The organism is Brevibacterium sp. VCM10 (assembly GCF_000583215.1).
In the GTDB taxonomy this organism is placed as follows: Bacteria; Actinomycetota; Actinomycetes; order Actinomycetales; family Brevibacteriaceae; genus Brevibacterium; species Brevibacterium linens.
Map to the genome: position 1 here is coordinate 22,233 of NZ_JAJB01000030.1, position 19,468 is coordinate 41,700.

The following is a 19,468-nucleotide window of genomic DNA, read 5'->3' on the forward strand; positions in this document are numbered from 1 at the left end:
CCATGACTGTGACCGAAAAAGCCGAAGCCACCCACGAGGTGGAGCTGTCGTCGACCGCTGCCGACAAGGTCCGCAGCCTGCTCGAGCAGGAAGGTCGTGACGACCTGCGCCTGCGCGTGGCTGTCCAGCCCGGCGGATGCTCCGGGCTGATCTACCAGCTGTACTTCGATGAGCGCTTCCTCGACGGGGACGCCGTCCGCGACTTCGACGGTGTCGAGGTCATCGTCGACCGGATGAGCGTTCCCTACCTGAGCGGGTCGACCATCGACTTCTCCGACACCATCGAGAAGCAGGGCTTCACCATCGACAATCCCAACGCCGGCGGATCCTGCGCCTGCGGAGATTCGTTCCACTGATCAGCCTCGGCTGAGGAGGACCGCTTCTCATGGACCTGGAAGATCTGCGTGCCGTGTCTTACACGGCCACGCAGTCCCAGGTCCTTTTGTCGTATCGGGCCGGACTCTTCCCGATGGGAGTCGGCCACGGCGGCACCGGGCGGATGGGATGGTGGGCGCCGCGACGCCGCGGTGTCCTGTTTCCCGGTGACCTGCGCGTGACGAAGAGCCTGCGCAAGTCGATGAAGCACTTCACCTTCACCACCGACCGAGCCTTCATGCACGTCATCCGCTCGTGCGCCGACCCACGACGGACGGGCAGCTGGATCACCGAGGAGATGATCCAGCTGTATATGGGCCTCCACGAAGACGGATGGGCCCATTCCGTCGAGGTCTGGAAGGACGATGAGCTCGTGGGCGGGCTCTACGGAGTCGCCATCGGCTCATTCTTCGCCGGCGAATCGATGTTCCACACTCAGCGGGATGCATCGAAGGCGGCGTTGGCCCACCTCGTCGGGCTTTTCGACGGCGTCGCCGACGTCACCGGGACAGGTCGGGCCACCTCGGCGGATGAGGAAGCGGGACAGAGGGACTGGCTCATCGACACCCAGTGGCAGACATCACATCTCGCGAGCCTCGGCGTGTCGGAGATCAGCGGCCTCGAATACTCCGCGCACCTAGAATCCGCGCTCACGGGCAGTCTCTGTCAGGATATTCTCAACAAATGAACATCTGCAGATGAATTTCTACCGCGTGTAGCGGTAGTCTTATGACTGACAGAGTAAATACACGTCTCTCGGCCTGACCTGGAGACGCAGAACGTTGTGAAAGGCTGCACGTGGATTCTCCGAATCAGTCAGGACCGCAGCGGTCCTGGGCGAAGCGGCTCGGCATTCTGAGCGCCGTGTTGATACCGGCGTTGCTATCGGGTTGCACGAAAGAGCAGATCGCCACAGGATTTTATCCCGTCGAGTCGCAAGGCGCGACGAACCACACGGATGCCTATACAGCGCTGTGGAACGGCGGCTGGATCGCCCTTCTCATTGTCGGCCTCATCGTGTGGGGCCTCATCCTGTGGGCCATGGTCGCCTACCGCCGCCGCAAGAACGATCGCGGACTGCCGGTGCAGATGCGCTACAGCATGCCGATCGAAATCCTCTTCACGGTGACTCCGGTCGTCCTCGTCCTCGGGTTCTTCTTCCAGAACGTCCAGGTCATGGAGAAGACGACAGACGACACGACCCCCGGTGAGCAGGTCATCGAAGTCGGTGCCAAACAGTGGGCCTGGGACTTCAACTACGAGACCGAAGACGTCTACTACGCCGGCACTCAGGTCGCGCTCGACGGCACCCCGGAGCCCGAGAAGACCGCGCCGACTCTCTACCTTCCGGTCGACACCGACCTGGAGATCCGCCTGCACTCCCGTGACGTCATCCACTCCTTCTGGGTCCCCGCCTTCCTCGAGAAGCGCGACATGATCCCCGGCCACGACCAGAGCCTGCATCTGCGTGCCGAGAAGGAAGGCGAGTACGTCGGCAAGTGTGCCGAGCTGTGCGGCGAATACCACTCGGAGATGCTGTTCAACGTCAAGGTCGTGTCCAAGGAAGAATTCCAGGATTACACGCAGTCGCTTGCCGATCAGGGCAACACAGGCCAGCTGGGACCGGAGTACGATCGCAACTGGTACCCGAAAGAAGGTGCTGAGAAATGACCGCCACGATGGATCAGGCGGCTCTTGATGCCCCGGTAGTTCCACGGAGCAAGGGCAAGATCATCGTCGACTGGATCACGTCGACGGACCACAAGACGATCGGGTACATGTACCTCATCGGTTCGTTCTTCTTCTTCTGCGTCGGCGGTGTGATGGCGCTCATCATCCGCCTCGAGCTCTTCGAGCCCGGAATGCAGATCGTGGAGACCAAGGAACAGTACAACCAGCTGTTCACCATGCACGGCACACTGATGCTGCTGATGTTCGCCACCCCGCTGTTCGCCGGCTTCGCCAACGTCATCATGCCGTTGCAGATCGGAGCTCCGGATGTGGCGTTCCCCCGCCTGAACGCCTTCGCGTTCTGGATGTACCTCTTCGGCAGCCTTGTGGCCATCTCCGGCTTCCTCACCCCGCAGGGTGCGGCATCGTTCGGTTGGACCGCCTATGCGCCATTGAGCAATACGACGTTCACACCGGGAGCCGGCGGCAACTTGTGGGTTCTCGGACTTGCGTTGCAAGGGTTCGGAACGATCCTCGGATCGGTCAACTTCATCGCCACTATCATTACGATGCGTGCTCCGGGTATGACGATGTTCCGCATGCCGATTTTCTGCTGGAACGTACTCATCACCGCGATTCTCGTGCTCATGGCTTTCCAGCCCCTGGCAGCCGCGTTGCTGGTGCTCGCTTCAGACAGGATTCTGGGATCGAATGTCTTCAGTCCCGGAAACGGTGGGCCGATACTTTGGCAGCACCTGTTCTGGTTCTTCGGCCACCCGGAGGTATACGTCATCGCGTTGCCGTTCTTCGGTATCGTGACCGAAATCTTCCCGGTGTTCAGCCGAAAGCCGGTCTTCGGGTACAAGGAGCTCGTCTTCGCGACCATCACCATCGCGGCTCTTTCTGTGACAGTCTGGGCTCACCATATGTATGTCACAGGTGTTGTCGCATTGCCGTTCTTCGCCTTTATGACAATGCTTATCGCTATCCCGACAGGGGTGAAGTTCTTCAACTGGATCGGCACAATGTGGCGGGGTTCGATCACATTCGAAACTCCGATCGTGTGGTCTATCGGCTTCATGGCTACCTTCCTCTTCGGCGGACTCACCGGCGTCATTCTGGCGAGTCCTGCGCTCGACCAGCAGGTCTCCGACACCTATTTCGTCGTTGCTCACTTCCACTACGTCGTATTCGGCACCGTCGTGTTCGCGATGTTCGCCGGATTCTACTTCTGGTGGCCGAAGTGGACGGGCAAGATGCTCAACGAGAAGCTGGGACACATCCACTTCTGGATGCTGTTCATCGGCTTCCACGGAACGTTCCTCGTCCAGCACTGGCTGGGTGTCGACGGAATGCCGCGTCGCTACGCGGACTACCTGCCGCAGGACGGCTTCACCTGGATGAACCAGGTATCGACGGTCGGATCGCTGCTGCTGGGTCTGTCCATGGTTCCGTTCTTCTGGAACGTGTGGATCACCCACCGCAATGCACCCAAGGTGACGGTCGACGACCCCTGGGGCTACGGAGGATCGCTCGAATGGGCCACCTCCTGCCCGCCCCCGCGTCACAACTTCACCTCGCTGCCGCGGATCCGCTCCGAACGTCCTGCCTTCGACCTCAACCACCCCGAGCTGCTTGAGTACAGCGGTCACGGTCAGGCAGAACCCCAGCTCACAGGAGACAACGCCAAATGAAGTCATCGATCTACGTCTTCAACATCTGCGGTCTGTTCTTCATCGCGGTCGGTATCTTCTACGGCTTCTTCACCGACTTCAGCGAACTCGTCGGATTCCCGGCACTCCTCCTTGTCGGGCTGATGGCCCTGATGATCGGCGTCTATCTTTGGCTGACAGATCGTCGCGTCGGGCGCCAACCTCAGGACAACGACGACGCGGAGATCTCCGACGCCGACGCTGACTACGGATTCTTCAGTCCGTGGAGCTGGTGGCCGATCGTCAGCGCGGGTGCGGCTGCAGTGTCGTTTTACGGATTCGCTATGGGCTGGTGGATCGTTCCGTTCGGTGTTGTGCTCGGTATCGTCGCACTCGTCGGCCTTATCTATGAACATGACCGCGGTGACTTCGCTCACTGAAGTTGTCGCCGTGAACGGAAACAACTGACAATTGATTCGCCCACGTGGCCCGAACTTGCATAGAGTTCGGGCCACGGTGCCTTTCGCTCCGGAATCGACAGGCTTCTCGCTTCTTCAGGGGTTGAGACTAAGGCGCGCGGGCTGTACAGTCTTCGAGGTCCACGCTTTTGTGGAGGTGCCCCTATGCCTTGATTCATGAGGCATCGGTGTGATTCTTCGAAAGTTTCGAGTCGGACTCGATGGCAGGGGTAATCGGATCGGGGTCCTACTCCCGAATTGATCAGGTACCTCGCGACCGGACTGCTCAGGCAGCTGGCACCGCCTCGGGGGTGTGGAGGTAGACGCCGTCGACAACGGGTCATTCAGTGCCGCGAACGCGGACAGGAACAAGGCTCGTTTGGGGAACTTGTTGGTCCAGCGGGACGTATGGTCGCCGCGGCCCCTGACCGCTGCGAAGTCGGTGCCAGTCCGGCATACGATGATAGGTGTCCGGCTGATTCGAAGTCCTTACCCACGATCTCGGTCAGAATCCTCGCAGTAGCCCTGACGCCGTCCGCCGGCATCGACGTTTGGAGCTCGAAACGCGGATGCGACTGGACCAGTTCCTCGATGGATGCCAGGATTTCGCCCCGCGACTGCTACATCTGCGCCGACGAGTTTGTCTAGCCCCAGGTTTGATGGAGAGTCTTCTACTTGGAGTTCATGACTCTCACACGAGTTACGCGGTCCGTGGCATCGTGCTGTGAGGGTCAGCTCGGAACGCTGTGGGAGTCGCTGCTCCTAGCGCACCGTGTGGTCAATAGGTGGTGGACCAGTGCGCCCGCTCCGCCGTGGCGAGCCCGACATGATCAATGCCTTTCCACGGGTTGCTATTCCGTATCCACTCAGCCTATACAGCGAGTTCGAGGCTTCGCAAGACGCTATCGTCTGAATCGCCCCTCGATCCGGCAGACGCGACGGCGAGTTGTTCGGTCAGGGCATCGTCATGGCGGATTGCCCGATACTGGCCTCCGCGATCCGAGTGCTGTACCAGCCCGCACAGGTCGCCACTGGGACCTCGACTCTGATAGATCCCCTTCTGCAGGGCATCAGGAGCCGACTCGGTGTGCACTGACCTCGATTCCTGCCAGCCGACGATCTCGCGATCGAACATGTCGGTGACGAACGCGAAGTAGACCCACCCGGCGGATGCGTGCACATAGGTGATGTCAGGCTCCTACCACCGGTCAGTAGCGAAAGTGGCGAAGTACCGATCAATGCAATCGGTCACACTGCTCTGACCTCTCGGTGTTCGAAGCCGTGGACGGCCCTATACGGTGCAGTCCGAGGTCTCTCGACAGTCGTTCGATCGGCACCGGAGAACAATTCCGGGATCGTGTAGAGAGCTGTTCGTCGATATGGCAGACGCTGCCGCGTCGGGCAACAGGGTCGGTTTCGAGAAGGACCATGCTGCGGTCTGCTCTCTTACGAAGCCTTATGGGTACTTCTTTTGGGGCATGACAGATAAGTCCTTTTCGTGGCTTCACTGTGTCGGCTATGTTTCTGTACCTGATTTCTGAGTTCGACTTGGTTGAGCCTATACTGGCATCACCAGGGCCAATTGAAAGACGAGGAACAGTGAACGACGCTGCTGACTTGGTGCAACAGGTGCCGCTTTGGCTCCGTTTCGACTTCACTTCTGCGTCATGGATCATCGCTGCTCTTTCCGCGGTTCTGTGTGCGCTCTATCTGGCAGGTACATTCAGGCTGTGGTCTCAACGTCGATTTTGGAATCCGGCCCGCGTGCTTTCCTTTGTCTTGGGTTGCGTTATCGCATTCCTAGTAGCGACTTTGGGAGTGAACGCAGCTGCGCCGCATTCGCTGACCGCACTGATGTTTCAGCAGATCACCTTAATGACTATGGTCCCCCCGCTTCTGCTTACCGGAGCTCCCGGTGTGCTGCTCCTTCGGTCGATGCCACACGGTAGATTCGGCAGTTTCATCCTCCGGGTGGGGATCGGCGGCCTACGTTCGAAATGGACAAGCAGTTTGCTCCATCCCGCAGTGCCAATCGTTATAGCGCTTCTGGCATTTCCCGCTCTGTACCTGAGCGACGCGGTCAGCACATTCGTGTCGACGCGCGCTGGAATGGACGCTCTTCTGGCGATGTTCCTTTTCGGCGGAATCCTCGCCGCTGTTCCACTTTGGTCGGTTGATCCGCTGCCTCGAGTGCAATCCTTCCCCTCTCGATTCATTGACATTGCAATCGAACTTCAGATTCACGCCGTACTCGGACTGACCTTCCTGCGAATCGGACGGCCCATATTCGATCAGTATGCAGTGGCGACTAATGGAATCGATCCCGTGTACGACCAAGCAGTTGCTGGTGCGCTTCTGTGGACTTACGCCGAAATGCCATTGTTCCTTGTGCTGATTATCTGCCTGGCTCGCTGGTTTGCGCAGGAACAGAAATCACACAAAATCAAACAGTCCAGCGAGGACGCGGCAATGGATTCTTACAATGAGTATCTCTTGAGTCTGAACGATCATGACAGATTGCACAAGCAACACTGAATCGGTTGACTTCTGAAGCTCACACGCAGCGGCGGCAAGCCGATACGGTCTCTCGGCAGCAAGCTGACTGATCGGCAGTAACTCGCAGTCATCGTCGACCGCTACGTCCGCGCGGATTGCCTAGCCTCCGCGGTCGATGGCGTCTTTTCCACCTGAAGTACATCGGTCCGCGCTCGCGTTGCGAAGCCCGTGGCATCGAAATGACATAGTCCTACTCGAAAGTCATAGGGATTGGCCCCGCCGAGTGCTCTTTGTGAACTGTACGAGGTGAGACTGTCCATCTACAACGCTTTGGCGATCTCGATAGCATCAATGCCAATACACGAAACTCTGCTCCGGATCTGGTCGACTTTGTAAAGTGAGTTCAGTATCTCGGCGAAAACGTTACCGTTTGAATCACCCCTGGACCCGGCAGTCGTGACGGAATCTTAGTCGGCCGAGGCCCCGTAATTCGAATCACCCGATATTGGACCAAGCCATTCGAGCGATGCTCCGGTCCGGACAGGCCGCTGCCGGTTCTTCGACGCTGGCAGACCCGCGTGTGCAGGGTGCCAAGAGTCACCTCGGCATGCAATGGCTTCGATATCTGCCAGCCTCGATTATCTCCGGGGTGACTCATCAGCTTACCCGAATCGGTCGTGTTGAGAGCAGAGAACCGTAGGTTGCGGACCGAGTTGGGCGGCGCTGAGATAGCTGCCGAAGCTCTGAAGCGAGGTTCGGAATGTCTTCTGCGGAGGAACTCGACCGAATCTCGAAATAGGCACCTTCCACAGATTCGTCCATTCCTGAACCATAATGAAATCGGAACAGAAGATAGGTTGAGTTCTTCCAGACAGATCAGGATCTCCGAGGCCGGACCGATCGTGAGGGCTATGAAGAACCGAGGACATAGACGCGGCGGAGCACATGGCATGTCTCTGCGCGTTCCTCAGAATGCATTGACAGGGTGGGCAGCCGTTAGGCACCAAGTCTGAGGAACCTAACGTTGCAGATTGTGGAATGCAGCGAGCGGAGCGGGAATTGAGTTGGGCACGAGCACTGTTGGTGCGCCTATCATGTACCGAACAGACTGTGACTGGCCTACTGCAGGCGAGACAGAATAGCCGGGTAGCGCCCTTCTGGGGGTAAAGCCGGAGCACGGAATGCCCTGGTTCAACGAAGGAACGAATAGAGAAAGGGGCTCAGCAGTTGAACCGCTGAGCCCCTGAAACACTGATCAAAGGACCGATCAGTGTCCGAGCTGTTTGTTGTCCGAACCCTCGAGGGCAGCGTTGTTGTGGTGAGGAGCTTCGAGCTCCTGCTTCGTCACCGGAGCCACACGGTCTTCAAAGAAGAACCGAGAGAGTCGCGCACGCAGCTTCTCTGTTCCAGTGATCTTGCCCTCTGCATTCGGCTCCGCAGGGATGTAACTCGGAGATTCGAACGCCGTAAGCTTCCACAGTTTATGCGGAGGAAGAGCCTCGTGGCGTTCAAGGAACTCACCGTGGGGCAGACGAATGATCTGGGCTGTCTCCCGTCCGTGCAGAGCGATCTCACGGTCCTTGCGCTGAAGCGCGAGACACATACGTTTGGTAATGATGTAACCGATGATCGGTCCGAAGAAGAATAGGAATCGGAAGATGTAGATCATGTCGTTGAGCGACATCTGAAAGAACACTGCAATGATGTCACCCGATGCAGCCGCCCACATGTTGCAGTAGAAGATGATTCCTGCAACGCCGATGGCGGTACGAGTCGGATTGTTACGGGGACGATCGAGGATGTGGTGTTCCCGATGATCCTTCTGCAGCCATGCCTCGAAGAACGGGTAGATGAACATGACTGCGAACACGCCGCCCATGACGATCACGGCGCTGTTGATGTTGAGCGAGATCGGCCATCCGAAGATATAGAACTCGAACCAGCCCGGAACGATACGAAGGAATCCGTCCGCCCAACCGATGTACCAGTCAGGTTGGGTGCCGGCCGAGACCGGTGAAGGGTCGTAGGGACCGTAGTTCCAGATCGGGTTGATCGTGAACAGAGCCGAGATAAGCGAGAGCAGTCCGAAGATGAGGAAGAAGAATCCTCCGCCCTTGGCCGCGAAGGTCGGGAGAACGGGTTCTCCGACGACGTTCTTCTCGGTGTTGCCGGCACCCGGGTACTGGGTGTGCTTGTGGACGACGACGAACATCAGGTGGATACCGATGAGCGCGATGAGCAGGGCCGGCACGATCATGATGTGCAGGGTGTACAGACGGGCCACGATGTCGATGCCCGGGAACTCGCCGCCGAAGAGGAAGAACGAGATGTAGGTTCCGACGAGCGGCAGCGACTTGAGGATGCCGTCGATGATTCGCAGTCCGTTGCCGGAGAGCAGATCGTCAGGCAGCGAGTAGCCGGTGAAGCCGGCTGCCATGCCCATGATGACGAGCAGGACGCCGACGACCCAGTTCAGCTCACGTGGGCGACGGAAGGCGCCGGTGAAGAACACGCGCAGCATGTGCACGCTCAGTGCTGCGACGAAGAGCAGGGCGCCCCAGTGGTGCATCTGTCGGATGAACAGACCGCCGCGGATCTCGAGGGAGATCGCCAGGGTGGAGTCGTACGCCTCGGAGATCTCGACGCCGCGCAGGGGCAGCCACGGTCCATCGTAGTGCAGTTCGCCCATGGCGGGCTGGAAGAAGAACGTGAGGAACGTTCCGGACAGAACGACGATGATGAAGCTGTAGAGAGCAACCTCGCCGAGCATGAACGACCAGTGGGAGGGGAAGATCTTGCGACCGAACTCGCGGACGAGGACGGATGCCCCGACGCGGGTTTCGGCGAAGTTCGCCGCCTTCCCGATGGTGGTGGTTGGCTGTGTAGTACTCATGGGTGGTTGATCTCCCAGAACGTAGGTCCGACAGGCTCAGGGAAGTCCGACTGGGCAACCAGGTAGCCTTCGCTGTCCACGGTGATGGGCAGCTGAGGAAGCGGTCGTTTGGCCGGGCCGAAGATGACCTTGCAGTGTTCTGTCACGTCGAAGGTCGACTGGTGGCAGGGGCACAGCAGGTGATGCGTCTGGTGCTCGTACAGAGCGACCGGGCAGCCCACGTGGGTGCAGATCTTCGAGTAGGCGACGATTCCGTCGTGCGACCAGTCCTTGCGGTCCGGATCCTCTTTGAGTTCCTTGGGATCGATGCGCATGAGGAGCACGGCCGCTTTCGCCTTCTCGTTCAGCGGATGCTCACTGGCCTCTTCGTCGCCGATGCCCGAGGGCAGGACGTGGTAGGCCGACCCGATCGTGACTTCATCAGCCTTGATCGGACGCTCGGACTCGACCGAGGGGATGCCGCCGACATCGCGGATGAGGCGAGTGCCCTTCTGCCACAGCGTGTTGAACATCTTGTCACCCGGCAGCGGACCGAGATCGCGGAAGACGAGGACAGCCGGCAGGGGTGCGATCGCAAGCGCGGCGATGAGAGTGTTGCGAAGCAGGGGACGACGAGCGATGCCCGACTCCTCCTTGGCCTGATGAAGGATCTCGAGCGCAATCGCCTGATCCTCTTCGCTGCCGCCGATGTCATGACGTTCATCAATGCCCTCATGGTCGCTCATGAGATTCTTGGCCCAGAGCACAGCACCGAAGCCGATGGAGAACATCGCGACAGCGGCACCGAGGCCGACGAACATGTTGTGGAGGCGGATGCTCTGCATCGATTCGCCCGGAGTGAACAGGAAGTAGGCCACAATGAACCAGATGGTTCCGATCATCGAGAGGATGAACCAGGCGGCCACCTGTCGTTCGGCGACCTTTTCGGCGCGTGGGTCGGAGTCGGCCAGGCGCGGTTTGTGCTCGGGCAGGCCCGGGTTCGTGAACCCGTTCAACTCCTCGAGCTGGCTGCCGCCGCCGGAGTGCTCTTTCGAGGTCATTGAATTCCCCGTCTTTTCTCGTAATTGATGGTGAACGACACAGTCGGACTCACTTGGCCCTCGAAGACAGCCACACTGTCAGACCGATGACGGCAGCAAGACCGAAGAACCAGATGAACAGACCCTCAGCCACTGGTCCCAGGGATCCGAGCTTGAATCCGCCGGGGGAGGGATTGTCCGAGACTTCCTTGACGTAGGCGATGACATCGCGCTTGTCGTCGGGAGTCAGGTTCGCGTCGTTGAAGATCGGCATGTTCTGCGGGCCGGTCTGCATCGCTTCGTAGAGGTGCTTCTCCGAGACCTCGGACAGGTTCGGTGCGTACTTGCCGCGGGTCAGAGCACCACCGGAGCCGACCACATTGTGGCACATGGCGCAGTTGGTGCGGAACAGACCGCCGCCGGCAGCGGGGTCGCCCTTCGAAGCATCGAGGTACTCGTCCTCGGGGATTGCCGGTCCTGGGCCGAGCGAAGCAACATAGGCAGCGAGCTGAGCAGTCTGCTCATCATCGAACTGAGGTTCCTTGACACGAGCCTGCGGGCCGTTGGCCTGTAGCGGCATGCGACCGGTGCCGACCTGGAAGTCAACAGCAGCGGCGCCGACTCCGATGAGCCCGGGGCCGGCCTTCGAGCCTTCGGCGTTCATGCCGTGACAGGTGGCGCAGTTGGCCGCGAAGAGTTTCTTGCCTTCTTCGATGTCAGAGGCGCTGGCTGTGTCCGCCTTGGCGCTCGAAGTCTGCGTGAAGAGTGCATAGGCTCCGCCGGTCAGCAGCAGTCCCACCAGAAGCAGCGCGACCAGCGCCATGGGATGTCTGCGGCGATCTGCTAGAAGCTTCACTTGATCGTCCTTTGCTTGAAGTGTTGTGAGTCCTGGGGGCCGAGCATCTCAGTCCGCCTATTGGAGGAGGTAGATGATGCCGAACAGACCGATCCAGACGACATCGACGAAGTGCCAGTAGTAGGACACGCAGATTGCGAATGTGGCTTCATGCTGACCGAACTTCTTGGCTCCGTAGGCACGTCCGATGACGAGCAGGAAGCAGATGAGTCCGATGGTCACGTGAATGCCGTGGAAGCCCGTGGTGAGGTAGAAGACGGAACCATAACCGTCAGAGCTGATTGAGATGCCTTCGCTGACAAGGGTCGCGTACTCCATGACCTGTCCCGAGACGAAGATCGCACCCAGAGCGAAGGTGAGGTAGAACCACTCGATCATTCCCCATTTGGCGATATTGAACAGGGACCCGGTTCGTCGAGGGCGGAACCGCTCGGCTGCGAACACACCTATCTGACAGGTGAACGATGACGAGACCAGGATCAACGTGTTGCCGAGAGCATAGGGAATGTTGAGGACGGGAGTCCTCGCTTCCCACAGCTCCGGAACGACTGACCGGAGGGTGAAGTACATGGCGAAGAGCGCGGCAAAGAACATCAGGTCGCTCGCGAGGAACACGATGAAGCCCACCGTGGTCACATTCGGACGATTGACAACCGGATGTGCTGGCGCTGTTTGAGATGCAGTGGCAGTTGACACACCCCCATTATTACCCGTCTCGGGGTGAGTTTTCATCTTTTACCCAGGTTTCGAGAAAGAAATTTCTACACGACGTAGCAAAATCCGCGATCTGGTGCCGAAATCTCAATTCGGAGACCGCTTCCGCCCGCGTGTCGCAGACGCGATAGTATGCCGCAGGTAAGGTCCGCCCCATGGTTCGGGGCGACGGAAACACCTAGTGAGAGTTCAGACGGATGACCGATTCCAAGCCCATGACCACCTCGGCAGTCCAGGCTTCCGAGGCCCGCACCACGGTTTCTGCGGCCGCTGAGAACTGGCCGGATCTGCTCATGGCTCTCATGCATCAACAGGACCTCGAAGGTGACCAGGCAGCGTGGGCGATGGATCAGATCATGTCGGGCAAGACCCCTGATGTGACAATGGCCGCATTTCTCGCCGCGCACCACACGAAGGGCGAGACGGTCGAAGAGATCGCCGGCCTCGTGGCGGCGATGATGGACCACGCTGTTCCCCTGCCCGGGCTCGAAGACTCCGTCGATATCGTCGGCACCGGCGGCGACCGAGCGAAGACGGCGAACATCTCGTCGACGGCGGCGATGATCATCTCCGCGACGGGGCAGCGAGTCGTCAAACACGGCAACCGTGCGACATCCTCGGCGTCGGGATCGGCCGATGTGCTCGAGGCCCTCGGGGTGCGATTCGACATCACCCCCGAACAGACCGGTCAGATCGCCCAAGAGGTCGGATTGGCCTTCTGCTTCGCCAACGTCTTCCACCCGTCGATGCAGTTCGTCGCCGCGGTGCGGCGCCAGATCAACGTCCCCACCGCGTTCAACATCCTCGGCCCCCTGACGAACCCGGCACGGGCTCGGCACACGGCCATCGGCGTCGCCGATGCCCAGATGGCTCCGCTCGTCGTCGGCACCCTGGCCAAGCGCGGGCACCAAGCGGTGGTGTTCCGGTCACGTGACGGTCTCGACGAGTTGAGCAACACCGCAGTCAACGATGTCTGGGAAGTCCGGCACGGAGAGATCGAACACACATCGTTCGACGCTCTCGACCTCGGCATCGAGCGGGCGACGAAAGAGGATCTGCGCGGCGGCGGCCCGAATGAGAACGCTGCTATCACTCGCGCAGTCCTCGACGGCGAGCGATCCGCCGTGCGCGACATCGTGGCCATCAACGCCGCGGCGGCTCTCGTGGCCGCCGACGACTCGGCTGTGGGCTCCTTCACCGAGCGTTTGGCTCAGAAACTCGAGACTGCGGTGGCAACGATCGACAACGGGGGCGGTGCGGACAAGCTCCAGCAGCTCATCGACGTCTCACACAGGGTCGCTGAGACGAACCGCTCCTGAGCTGTGAGCGTGGCTGGTCGCTCCCTGCCGGGGCAGCGACCAGCCATGACCGTCTGAGGGAGTCACGGAGACGAGCTCGGCGGTCTCCAGCCAGCCGGCCAGCAGTCGCGACTCCTCCGCTAGCGAGTCCGTCTCCTGCGGCAGCGCTCCGGGGGCAGGGACCCATTCGGCCGTCGAATGCAGCGCCGACAGGGAATCTCCCATGGCCTGCCTGGTCGACACATGGCCGGCACCGGCGAGTTTCCCGTGGCGGATGATCGCCAGGTCCCAGCCGGAGTCGAAACCGGGGGCCGCCGCAATCAGTTCGGGAACTCTCCGCAGGGCTGTGACCTGTTCGGCCCGTGCCGCGATGGACACCGCCGAACGCATTGCGTCACGGACCTCGGCGGCCGTTTCGAACCGGGCCTCTCCGGACAGTCGCTGCATCCGCTCAGCGGCCAAGCGCTGGAGTGAGGACAGGTCCCCACCGAGCAGGGCGAAGAGTTCGCGGATCGAACTCCGATAGTCATCGACATCGGTGATCCCAGCGCAGGGACCGCCGCACTGACCCACCTGCGCACTCACACAGGGACGATGTTCGCCGAGGCTGCGCTGCGTGATCGTCGCCGTGCACCTCTTGACCGGGTAGAGGGTGTCGAGGAGTTCCTTGACGGCCTGCGCCGACTTCCGTGACCGGAACGGTCCCAGCGGCGGGGCGGGTGAGCGTTCGAGCGCCGAGTTCGCCCGAACCACCGACAGTCGGGGGAAGAGCTCATCGCTCAGCACGATCCACGAATTGCGTTCCGGGTTCTTCGACCGTCGGTTGTACGGCGGCGCCAGCTCTCCGATGAGACGAATCTCGCGGACTTCGGCTTCCAGCGCGTGGGCGCAGGGCAGACAGCTGACCTCCTGTGCCGCGGTGATCATCTCGGCCATGCGGCCACGGTTCTCCGAGGCGTTGAAGTACCCGCGCACCCGCCTGGCCATATTTCCGGACTTGCCGATGTAGAGCACCCGGCGAGTGCCATCGAGGAACATGTAGACGCCGGGCTCCGGGGGAACGTCCTTGGCCAAATGGGATTTCGCCTGACGCTTCGCCCACCCCGACTGTCTGACGGTCGACAGCTCCTCCAGCGTCGTCACACCGTAGCCGCCGAATCGTTCGAACAGGTGGTGGAGGAGCTCGCCGGTGGCACGAGCATCGGAGAGCGCACGGTGATCGGGCTCGACCTGGGTGCCGAAATGAGCGGCGAGCGTCGAGAGTTTGTGGTTGCGCACTTCGTCGCGGCCGACGACGCGCCGGGCCAGCGTGACGGTATCGAGGACCGTGGGCGCCGGCCAGTGGTAGTCGAGGCGTTCGCAGGCCGAGCGGAGGAATCCGATGTCGAAGGGCGCATTGTGTGCCACCAGCACCGCACCGACGGAGAATTCCAGGAAACTCGGCAGAACCGAGCTGATCGGGGGTGCGTCATCGACCATCGCATGAGTGATGCCGGTGAGCCGGGCCACGAACGGGCTGATCACGGAGTGTTCCGGCTTGATTAGGGACTGGAACTCGCCGATGACCTCGCCGCCGCGAGTCTTGACCGCGCCGATCTCGGTGATCTCCGACTGCCCGGCTCGGGTGCCTGTCGTTTCGAGGTCGACGATGACGAAGGTGACGTCGGACAGGGGAGTTCCGAGGCTGTCGAAGGACAGCTGAGTGTTGTGCAGTGCGCTGGGTGCGCGGTCGAAGGGGACGGTCATGATGCCCAGTCTCTCAGGTGACGCTGACACGAAGCGGTCAGCATCGCTCACACCGAGGATCCGTCGCCGTCGTCGGCGGAACGATGGCTCGGCAGATGGAAGAACAGACCGACCGCTCCGCCGATGCCGACAGCCAGACCGATGAGCAGGTACCACCCGGGCAGCGGCCTGAAGAAGATGATGCCGATGAGCAGGAGAACGACCGCGCCGAGAGCCGCGGCCCAGGACAGCACCAGGGTGGGCGAAGCGGTGCGCCACCCGATCGGCTCCGCCGGTTCGCGCTCCCAATGCTCGGTGTCTTCGAGGGCGTCGCGAACATCCTCGGCGGGCATATCACCCGTCGTCGCCGAGGGTTCTGCGATCTGCCGGACGAGGTCGTCCCAGTCCTCGTCGCTGATGCGCGAGCGGTCGTGCCCGATCCTCTCCGGATCGGGAACGTCTCGTCGCCAGTCCTCCCGGCCCTCGTCGTCGGGGGTCGAAGCGGTGCCCTCGTCGTTCATACCTCAATCAGCAATTCCATGGCCTCAGCTATTCCCCGGCCTCGGACTGACAGGGCACGGTCGTTTCGGTGGAGACCGCCTGCAGGACCGCCTCTGCGATGGTGTTCGCATCGAAATCAAGGGTCGCCACATGGCGGGACCGGCGGAGGGCGACGATCCTCGGCGGGCGCGGAAGGTCCGATCGCAGCGCACGCAGCGTCCGCGGACTCACGACATTGTCCTCACCGGAGATCATTGCGGTCACGGGGCGGTCGACCTTCCACAGATCGTCGCGCAGCGTCTTCAGCGCACGATGGAACGTCGCCAGGGGGGCCACAGGGGTCCGCTCGTAAGCGCACTCGTCGCGGTCCGGGTGGGCGATGTCGCCGCCGATCGACGGAATCGTCCGCACGACATGCCGGAGGACCGGCAGCAGGGGAGCGAAGGGGGAGTCGACGAAGAGAGCCGGATTGACGACGATGATCTCATCGGGGCCTCCCTCCGTTGCGCCGAGCGCCAATGCCAGGGACCCGCCCATCGACAGCCCGGCGACGATGACCCTGTCATGGTCGGCCTGCAGACGACCCAGCTCGGTGCGCGCCGCGCCGAACCAGTCGGACCACCCGGTGGCGTCCATGTCCTGCCATGAGGTGCCGTGACCGGGCAGCAGGGGAACGCTGACGTCGATGCCCCGACCCTCGACCGCACGGGCGATCGGCACCCAGGAGACCGGCGAGCCGGTGAGTCCGTGCAGGAACAGGACCGCGGTGGACGAGCCGTTGCCGCGGCTGCGGTAGGCGGCCGTCGGATCCGCTCTGAGTGTGAAATCGATCTCCATGGTCCCAGCATGGCACGGATGTGTCGCAGCGGACTTCGCTGTTCACCGTTCGTGTCGATATATGATTGCCGAGGACGACAAAGAGTCGTAGTCGGAAGGGTGCGCGTGTTCTACTGGTTTCTCAAGCGAATTCTCGCCGGACCCATCCTGCGTATTCTCTTCCGTCCGTGGGTGCGCGGCCTGGACAATCTTCCTGCCGAGGGCCCGGCGATCATCGCGGGAAACCACAACCACTTCATGGACTCGATCTTCGTTCCTCTGCTCGCTCCGCGCCCCTTCGTCTACCTGGCGAAGAAGGACTACTTCACCGGTCGCGGAATCAAGGGCGCGGTGACGCGCTGGTTCTTCAAGCTCAACAACCAGCTGCCCATGGACCGCGGCGGCGGATCGGGATCGCAGGCCTCTCTCGAATCCGGGCTGAAGGTCCTCCGCGAAGGCAATTCCCTGGGCATCTACCCCGAAGGCACCCGCTCGCCCGACGGCAAGCTCTACCGCGGACGCACCGGCATCGCACGCCTCGTCCTCGAGTCGGGGGCTCCCGTGGTTCCGGTGGCGATCATCGGCACGGACAAGCTGCAGCCGGCCGGTCGCCTCGTCCCCAAGCTCGGGCGTGTCGGCGTCGTCTTCGGCGCACCGATGGACTTCTCGAAGTATGCGGGTCTTCCCGTCGACCGTTTCATGCTGCGGTCGGTCACCGACGAGATCATGTACGAGATCATGCGCCTGTCCGGGCAGGAATACGTCGACACCTATGCGTCGACGGTCAAGACCAAGCTGCTGACGAGCGCGAAGCCGAAGAAGTCGGAATCCGATAAGGACGCAGCCACGGGCGCGTCCAAGGACGGCGATGCCGCGACAGGCAATGGAGAGGCGAAGACGCAGGGCTCCTCCGGCCGGGGCGCGCCCGAATCCGACAGCGACGAGCCGTCGCCGTCGGCCTGATTCCCTGATTCCTCGCCTCGGCCCACCCTCAGCCGCCTGAATGACATCCATGTGACATGTTCGAATACTGCGGTAACAGCGACACGCGGAAATTGTTACCTCGGGGTGTTTGTCCTGGCCGGGACGGCAGAATAACTTGGAGTTGTTGAATCCCACTGTAGGTTCGCTGGGAAGAGGGCTAGAATGACTATGTTCTCGGTCCTTCCAAGCGACCTTCGCTTCCCCCAGGGACTTAAAGGAGGAGTCGGTGTGAACCGCTCAAGTCATGAAAGCGTCGACATGACGCCGATGCCGTCAGCGGCCCAGGGCCTGCTGTTCGATGATGATCTGCCCGTGCTCGATGAAGAGGCCGGCTACCGCGGTCCCACCGTCTGCAAGGTCGTCGGCATCAGCTATCGTCGTCTCGATTACTGGGCGCGCACCGATCTGGTGACCCCGTCGATCCGCAATGCGACCGGATCCGGCAGCCAGCGGCTCTACAGCTTCCGTGACATCCTCGTCCTCAAGATCGTCAAGCGACTCCTCGACACCGGCGTCGGGCTGCAGTCGATCCGCACGGCGGTTGAGCACCTGCGCTCCCGCGGCGTCGAGGATCTCTCCCAGATCACTCTCATGTCCGACGGCGCGAGCGTCTTCGAATGCACGTCACCCGACGAGGTCGTCGACCTCCTCCAGGGTGGTCAGGGCGTCTTCGGGATCGCCGTGGGGCGCGTCTGGAACGAAGTCGAGGGAACGCTCTCCGAATTCCCGAGCGAACGCATTCCCGAAGACGATGCGGCGCTCGAAGCCATGGACGAACTCGCAGCACGACGCGCACGCAAGTCCGGCTGACAGCCGACAGAGTTTCTGCACCATCACCGAGGCGGCCCGCTCAGATCGAGCGGGCCGCCTCGGTTCTTGGCTGGGTCGTTCCGAACGCGGTCGCTCCGAACGCGACCTGAGAGTTCTCATCGACTGCAGAACTGCCGCCGCGAACCTGGGTTCGGGGCGGCAGTCGACGATCTGCTGGGGGAGCAGCGGCTCAAGCGCTCACTTCTTCTCGGTCTGCTGAGCGCCGTTCTTGGCCGGGGCCGCACCGCGTCGGCCCCGGATGTTCTCCGAGCGCAGCGCACGCTCCAGAAGAGCGTCGAACGAGCCGGCGACCTCTTCAGCCGGTTTGCCGGGCCAGGAGTGGATCGGTCGCGCCGAACCCTGAGCCTGCTGCATGACCGCGCGTTCGGCCAGAGGGGGATTGAGCACGAGCGGACCGAACATCTCACGCATCTCCTGGATGCGGTAGTCGTGTTCGGTCGAACCGGCCCGCACCCGGTTGACGACGAGTCCGAGAGGCTGCAGGTCGGAGGCACCGCGCTGCCGCAGCTCATCGGTCGCACGCAGGGCCCGATCGGCGGCCGCGACGGAGAACAGACTGGGCTCGGTCACGACCGCGACGCGATTGCTCGCCGTCCACGCCGTGCGGGTCAGGCCGTTGAGGCTGGGCGGACAGTCGATGAGGACGAGCCGGTAGCCTTTGGCGATCCGCGTCAGGGCGTCTTCGAGTCGGCGCAGATAGCGCTCGGACAGTGAAGGCCGATCGAATTCCGCAGCGCGCGGAGAACCGGAGATCACGTCGAGGTGGCCGAGCCGGTCTCCGACCCACCCGGAGGGGATGATCGCCTCGGACAGGATCTTCTGGGACTTCGGAGCTGCGAGCACATCGGCGATGTCGACACGCGTCGAGGTCGGCACATCGAGGCCGGTCGACGAGTCCGCCTGCGGGTCCATGTCGACGACCAGAGTGGGAATTCCTCTGTTGTAGGCCGCCGAGGCCAGACCGAGCGTCACGGATGTCTTACCGACTCCGCCTTTGAGGCTGCTGATACTGAGGACAAGCACGCTCCTACGTTAACGTATCGGCGGCTGCCGAGCCGTGCCGACCACGCCGAGACTCACGTCTCAGTCCAAAGTCGACCCCCGGGCGCAGGGGTGTTCCAGGTCACTTGTAGAGTATGTTTCCGACAGCTTGTCGACCAGTCGCCCAGTGCGGCCGAT

18 protein-coding genes and 1 pseudogene are annotated in these 19,468 nt (G+C 61.5%); 9 read left to right on the top strand and 10 right to left on the bottom strand.

The window, feature by feature from the left end; all coding sequences use genetic code 11:
* The first annotated feature begins 2 nt into the window (after positions 1-2).
* From AD89_RS0109235 to AD89_RS0109255, 5 genes are all read left to right on the top strand, one after another.
* The gene (locus tag AD89_RS0109235) at positions 3-356 is read left to right on the top strand and encodes a HesB/IscA family protein (RefSeq protein WP_025778316.1); all 354 of its coding nucleotides are present in this window, start codon (positions 3-5) and stop codon (positions 354-356) included.
* Positions 357-385: 29 nt separating this feature from the next.
* On the top strand, positions 386-1,063 hold the full coding sequence (aat, locus tag AD89_RS0109240) for a leucyl/phenylalanyl-tRNA--protein transferase (RefSeq protein WP_025778317.1): 678 nt from the start codon (positions 386-388) through the stop codon (positions 1,061-1,063).
* Positions 1,064-1,173: 110 nt separating this feature from the next.
* Positions 1,174-2,046, top strand: coding sequence for an aa3-type cytochrome oxidase subunit II (gene ctaC / locus AD89_RS0109245; protein ID WP_025778318.1), 873 nt, complete (start codon positions 1,174-1,176; stop codon positions 2,044-2,046).
* Positions 2,043-3,740 (top strand): aa3-type cytochrome oxidase subunit I, encoded by a 1,698-nt coding sequence (gene ctaD / locus AD89_RS0109250; RefSeq protein WP_025778319.1) that lies wholly within the window; start codon positions 2,043-2,045, stop codon positions 3,738-3,740. Before ctaC ends, ctaD begins: the two co-directional genes overlap by 4 nt.
* Positions 3,737-4,138, top strand: coding sequence for a cytochrome c oxidase subunit 4 (locus tag AD89_RS0109255; RefSeq protein WP_025778320.1), 402 nt, complete (start codon positions 3,737-3,739; stop codon positions 4,136-4,138). Before ctaD ends, AD89_RS0109255 begins: the two co-directional genes overlap by 4 nt.
* Before the next feature lie 342 nt (positions 4,139-4,480).
* Here the strand turns inward: AD89_RS0109255 and AD89_RS20650 are convergent.
* Both AD89_RS20650 and AD89_RS20655 read right to left on the bottom strand, forming a co-directional pair.
* Positions 4,481-4,746 (bottom strand): annotated as a pseudogene (locus tag AD89_RS20650) (transposase); the annotation flags it as partial.
* Positions 4,747-5,027: 281 nt separating this feature from the next.
* Positions 5,028-5,336, bottom strand: a complete 309-nt coding sequence (locus AD89_RS20655) for a DDE-type integrase/transposase/recombinase (protein ID WP_051505182.1) — start codon at positions 5,334-5,336, stop codon at positions 5,028-5,030.
* Between the two features lie 419 nt (positions 5,337-5,755).
* Here AD89_RS20655 and AD89_RS0109265 point away from each other — a divergent pair, with 419 nt between their 5' ends.
* On the top strand, positions 5,756-6,691 hold the full coding sequence (locus AD89_RS0109265; protein WP_025778321.1) for a cytochrome c oxidase assembly protein: 936 nt from the start codon (positions 5,756-5,758) through the stop codon (positions 6,689-6,691).
* A gap of 1,228 nt (positions 6,692-7,919) precedes the next feature.
* Here AD89_RS0109265 and qcrB read toward each other — a convergent pair.
* The 4 genes from qcrB to ctaE are packed head-to-tail and all read right to left on the bottom strand — an operon-like array spanning position 7,920 to position 12,152.
* On the bottom strand, positions 7,920-9,545 hold the full coding sequence (qcrB, locus tag AD89_RS0109270) for a cytochrome bc1 complex cytochrome b subunit (RefSeq protein ID WP_025778322.1): 1,626 nt from the start codon (positions 9,543-9,545) through the stop codon (positions 7,920-7,922).
* Positions 9,542-10,585, bottom strand: coding sequence for a cytochrome bc1 complex Rieske iron-sulfur subunit (qcrA, locus tag AD89_RS0109275; protein WP_025778323.1), 1,044 nt, complete (start codon positions 10,583-10,585; stop codon positions 9,542-9,544). The genes qcrB and qcrA overlap by 4 nt, the downstream gene beginning before the upstream one ends.
* 49 nt (positions 10,586-10,634) lie before the next feature.
* On the bottom strand, positions 10,635-11,420 hold the full coding sequence (gene qcrC, locus AD89_RS0109280) for a cytochrome bc1 complex diheme cytochrome c subunit (protein ID WP_025778324.1): 786 nt from the start codon (positions 11,418-11,420) through the stop codon (positions 10,635-10,637).
* Positions 11,421-11,477: 57 nt separating this feature from the next.
* Positions 11,478-12,152, bottom strand: coding sequence for an aa3-type cytochrome oxidase subunit III (gene ctaE, locus AD89_RS0109285; RefSeq protein WP_173152165.1), 675 nt, complete (start codon positions 12,150-12,152; stop codon positions 11,478-11,480).
* A 179-nt stretch (positions 12,153-12,331) separates the two neighbouring features.
* Here ctaE and trpD point away from each other — a divergent pair, with 179 nt between their 5' ends.
* Positions 12,332-13,453 carry an anthranilate phosphoribosyltransferase gene (gene trpD, locus AD89_RS0109290; protein WP_025778326.1) on the top strand — a complete coding sequence of 374 codons (1,122 nt, stop codon included), beginning with the start codon at positions 12,332-12,334 and terminating at the stop codon, positions 13,451-13,453.
* Here the strand turns inward: trpD and AD89_RS0109295 are convergent.
* The 3 genes from AD89_RS0109295 to AD89_RS0109305 are packed head-to-tail and all read right to left on the bottom strand — an operon-like array spanning position 13,421 to position 16,495.
* On the bottom strand, positions 13,421-15,178 hold the full coding sequence (locus AD89_RS0109295) for a DEDD exonuclease domain-containing protein (RefSeq protein WP_025778327.1): 1,758 nt from the start codon (positions 15,176-15,178) through the stop codon (positions 13,421-13,423). The genes trpD and AD89_RS0109295 overlap by 33 nt on opposite strands.
* Positions 15,179-15,225: 47 nt before the next feature.
* On the bottom strand, positions 15,226-15,678 hold the full coding sequence (locus tag AD89_RS0109300) for a hypothetical protein (RefSeq protein WP_025778328.1): 453 nt from the start codon (positions 15,676-15,678) through the stop codon (positions 15,226-15,228).
* 28 nt (positions 15,679-15,706) lie between these two features.
* Positions 15,707-16,495: an alpha/beta hydrolase gene (locus tag AD89_RS0109305; protein ID WP_025778329.1), complete on the bottom strand. Its 789-nt coding sequence runs from the start codon at positions 16,493-16,495 to the stop codon at positions 15,707-15,709.
* 105 nt (positions 16,496-16,600) lie between these two features.
* Between AD89_RS0109305 and AD89_RS0109310 the strand changes: the two genes are divergently transcribed.
* Positions 16,601-17,437, top strand: a complete 837-nt coding sequence (locus AD89_RS0109310) for a lysophospholipid acyltransferase family protein (protein WP_025778330.1) — start codon at positions 16,601-16,603, stop codon at positions 17,435-17,437.
* A gap of 249 nt (positions 17,438-17,686) precedes the next feature.
* A complete protein-coding gene (locus AD89_RS0109315; RefSeq protein ID WP_025778331.1) occupies positions 17,687-18,268 on the top strand; it encodes a MerR family transcriptional regulator in 582 nt (193 codons plus the stop codon).
* 198 nt (positions 18,269-18,466) lie between these two features.
* Here AD89_RS0109315 and AD89_RS0109320 read toward each other — a convergent pair whose 3' ends face one another.
* Positions 18,467-19,312, bottom strand: a complete 846-nt coding sequence (locus AD89_RS0109320) for a ParA family protein (RefSeq protein ID WP_025778332.1) — start codon at positions 19,310-19,312, stop codon at positions 18,467-18,469.
* Positions 19,313-19,468: the final 156 nt, after the last annotated feature.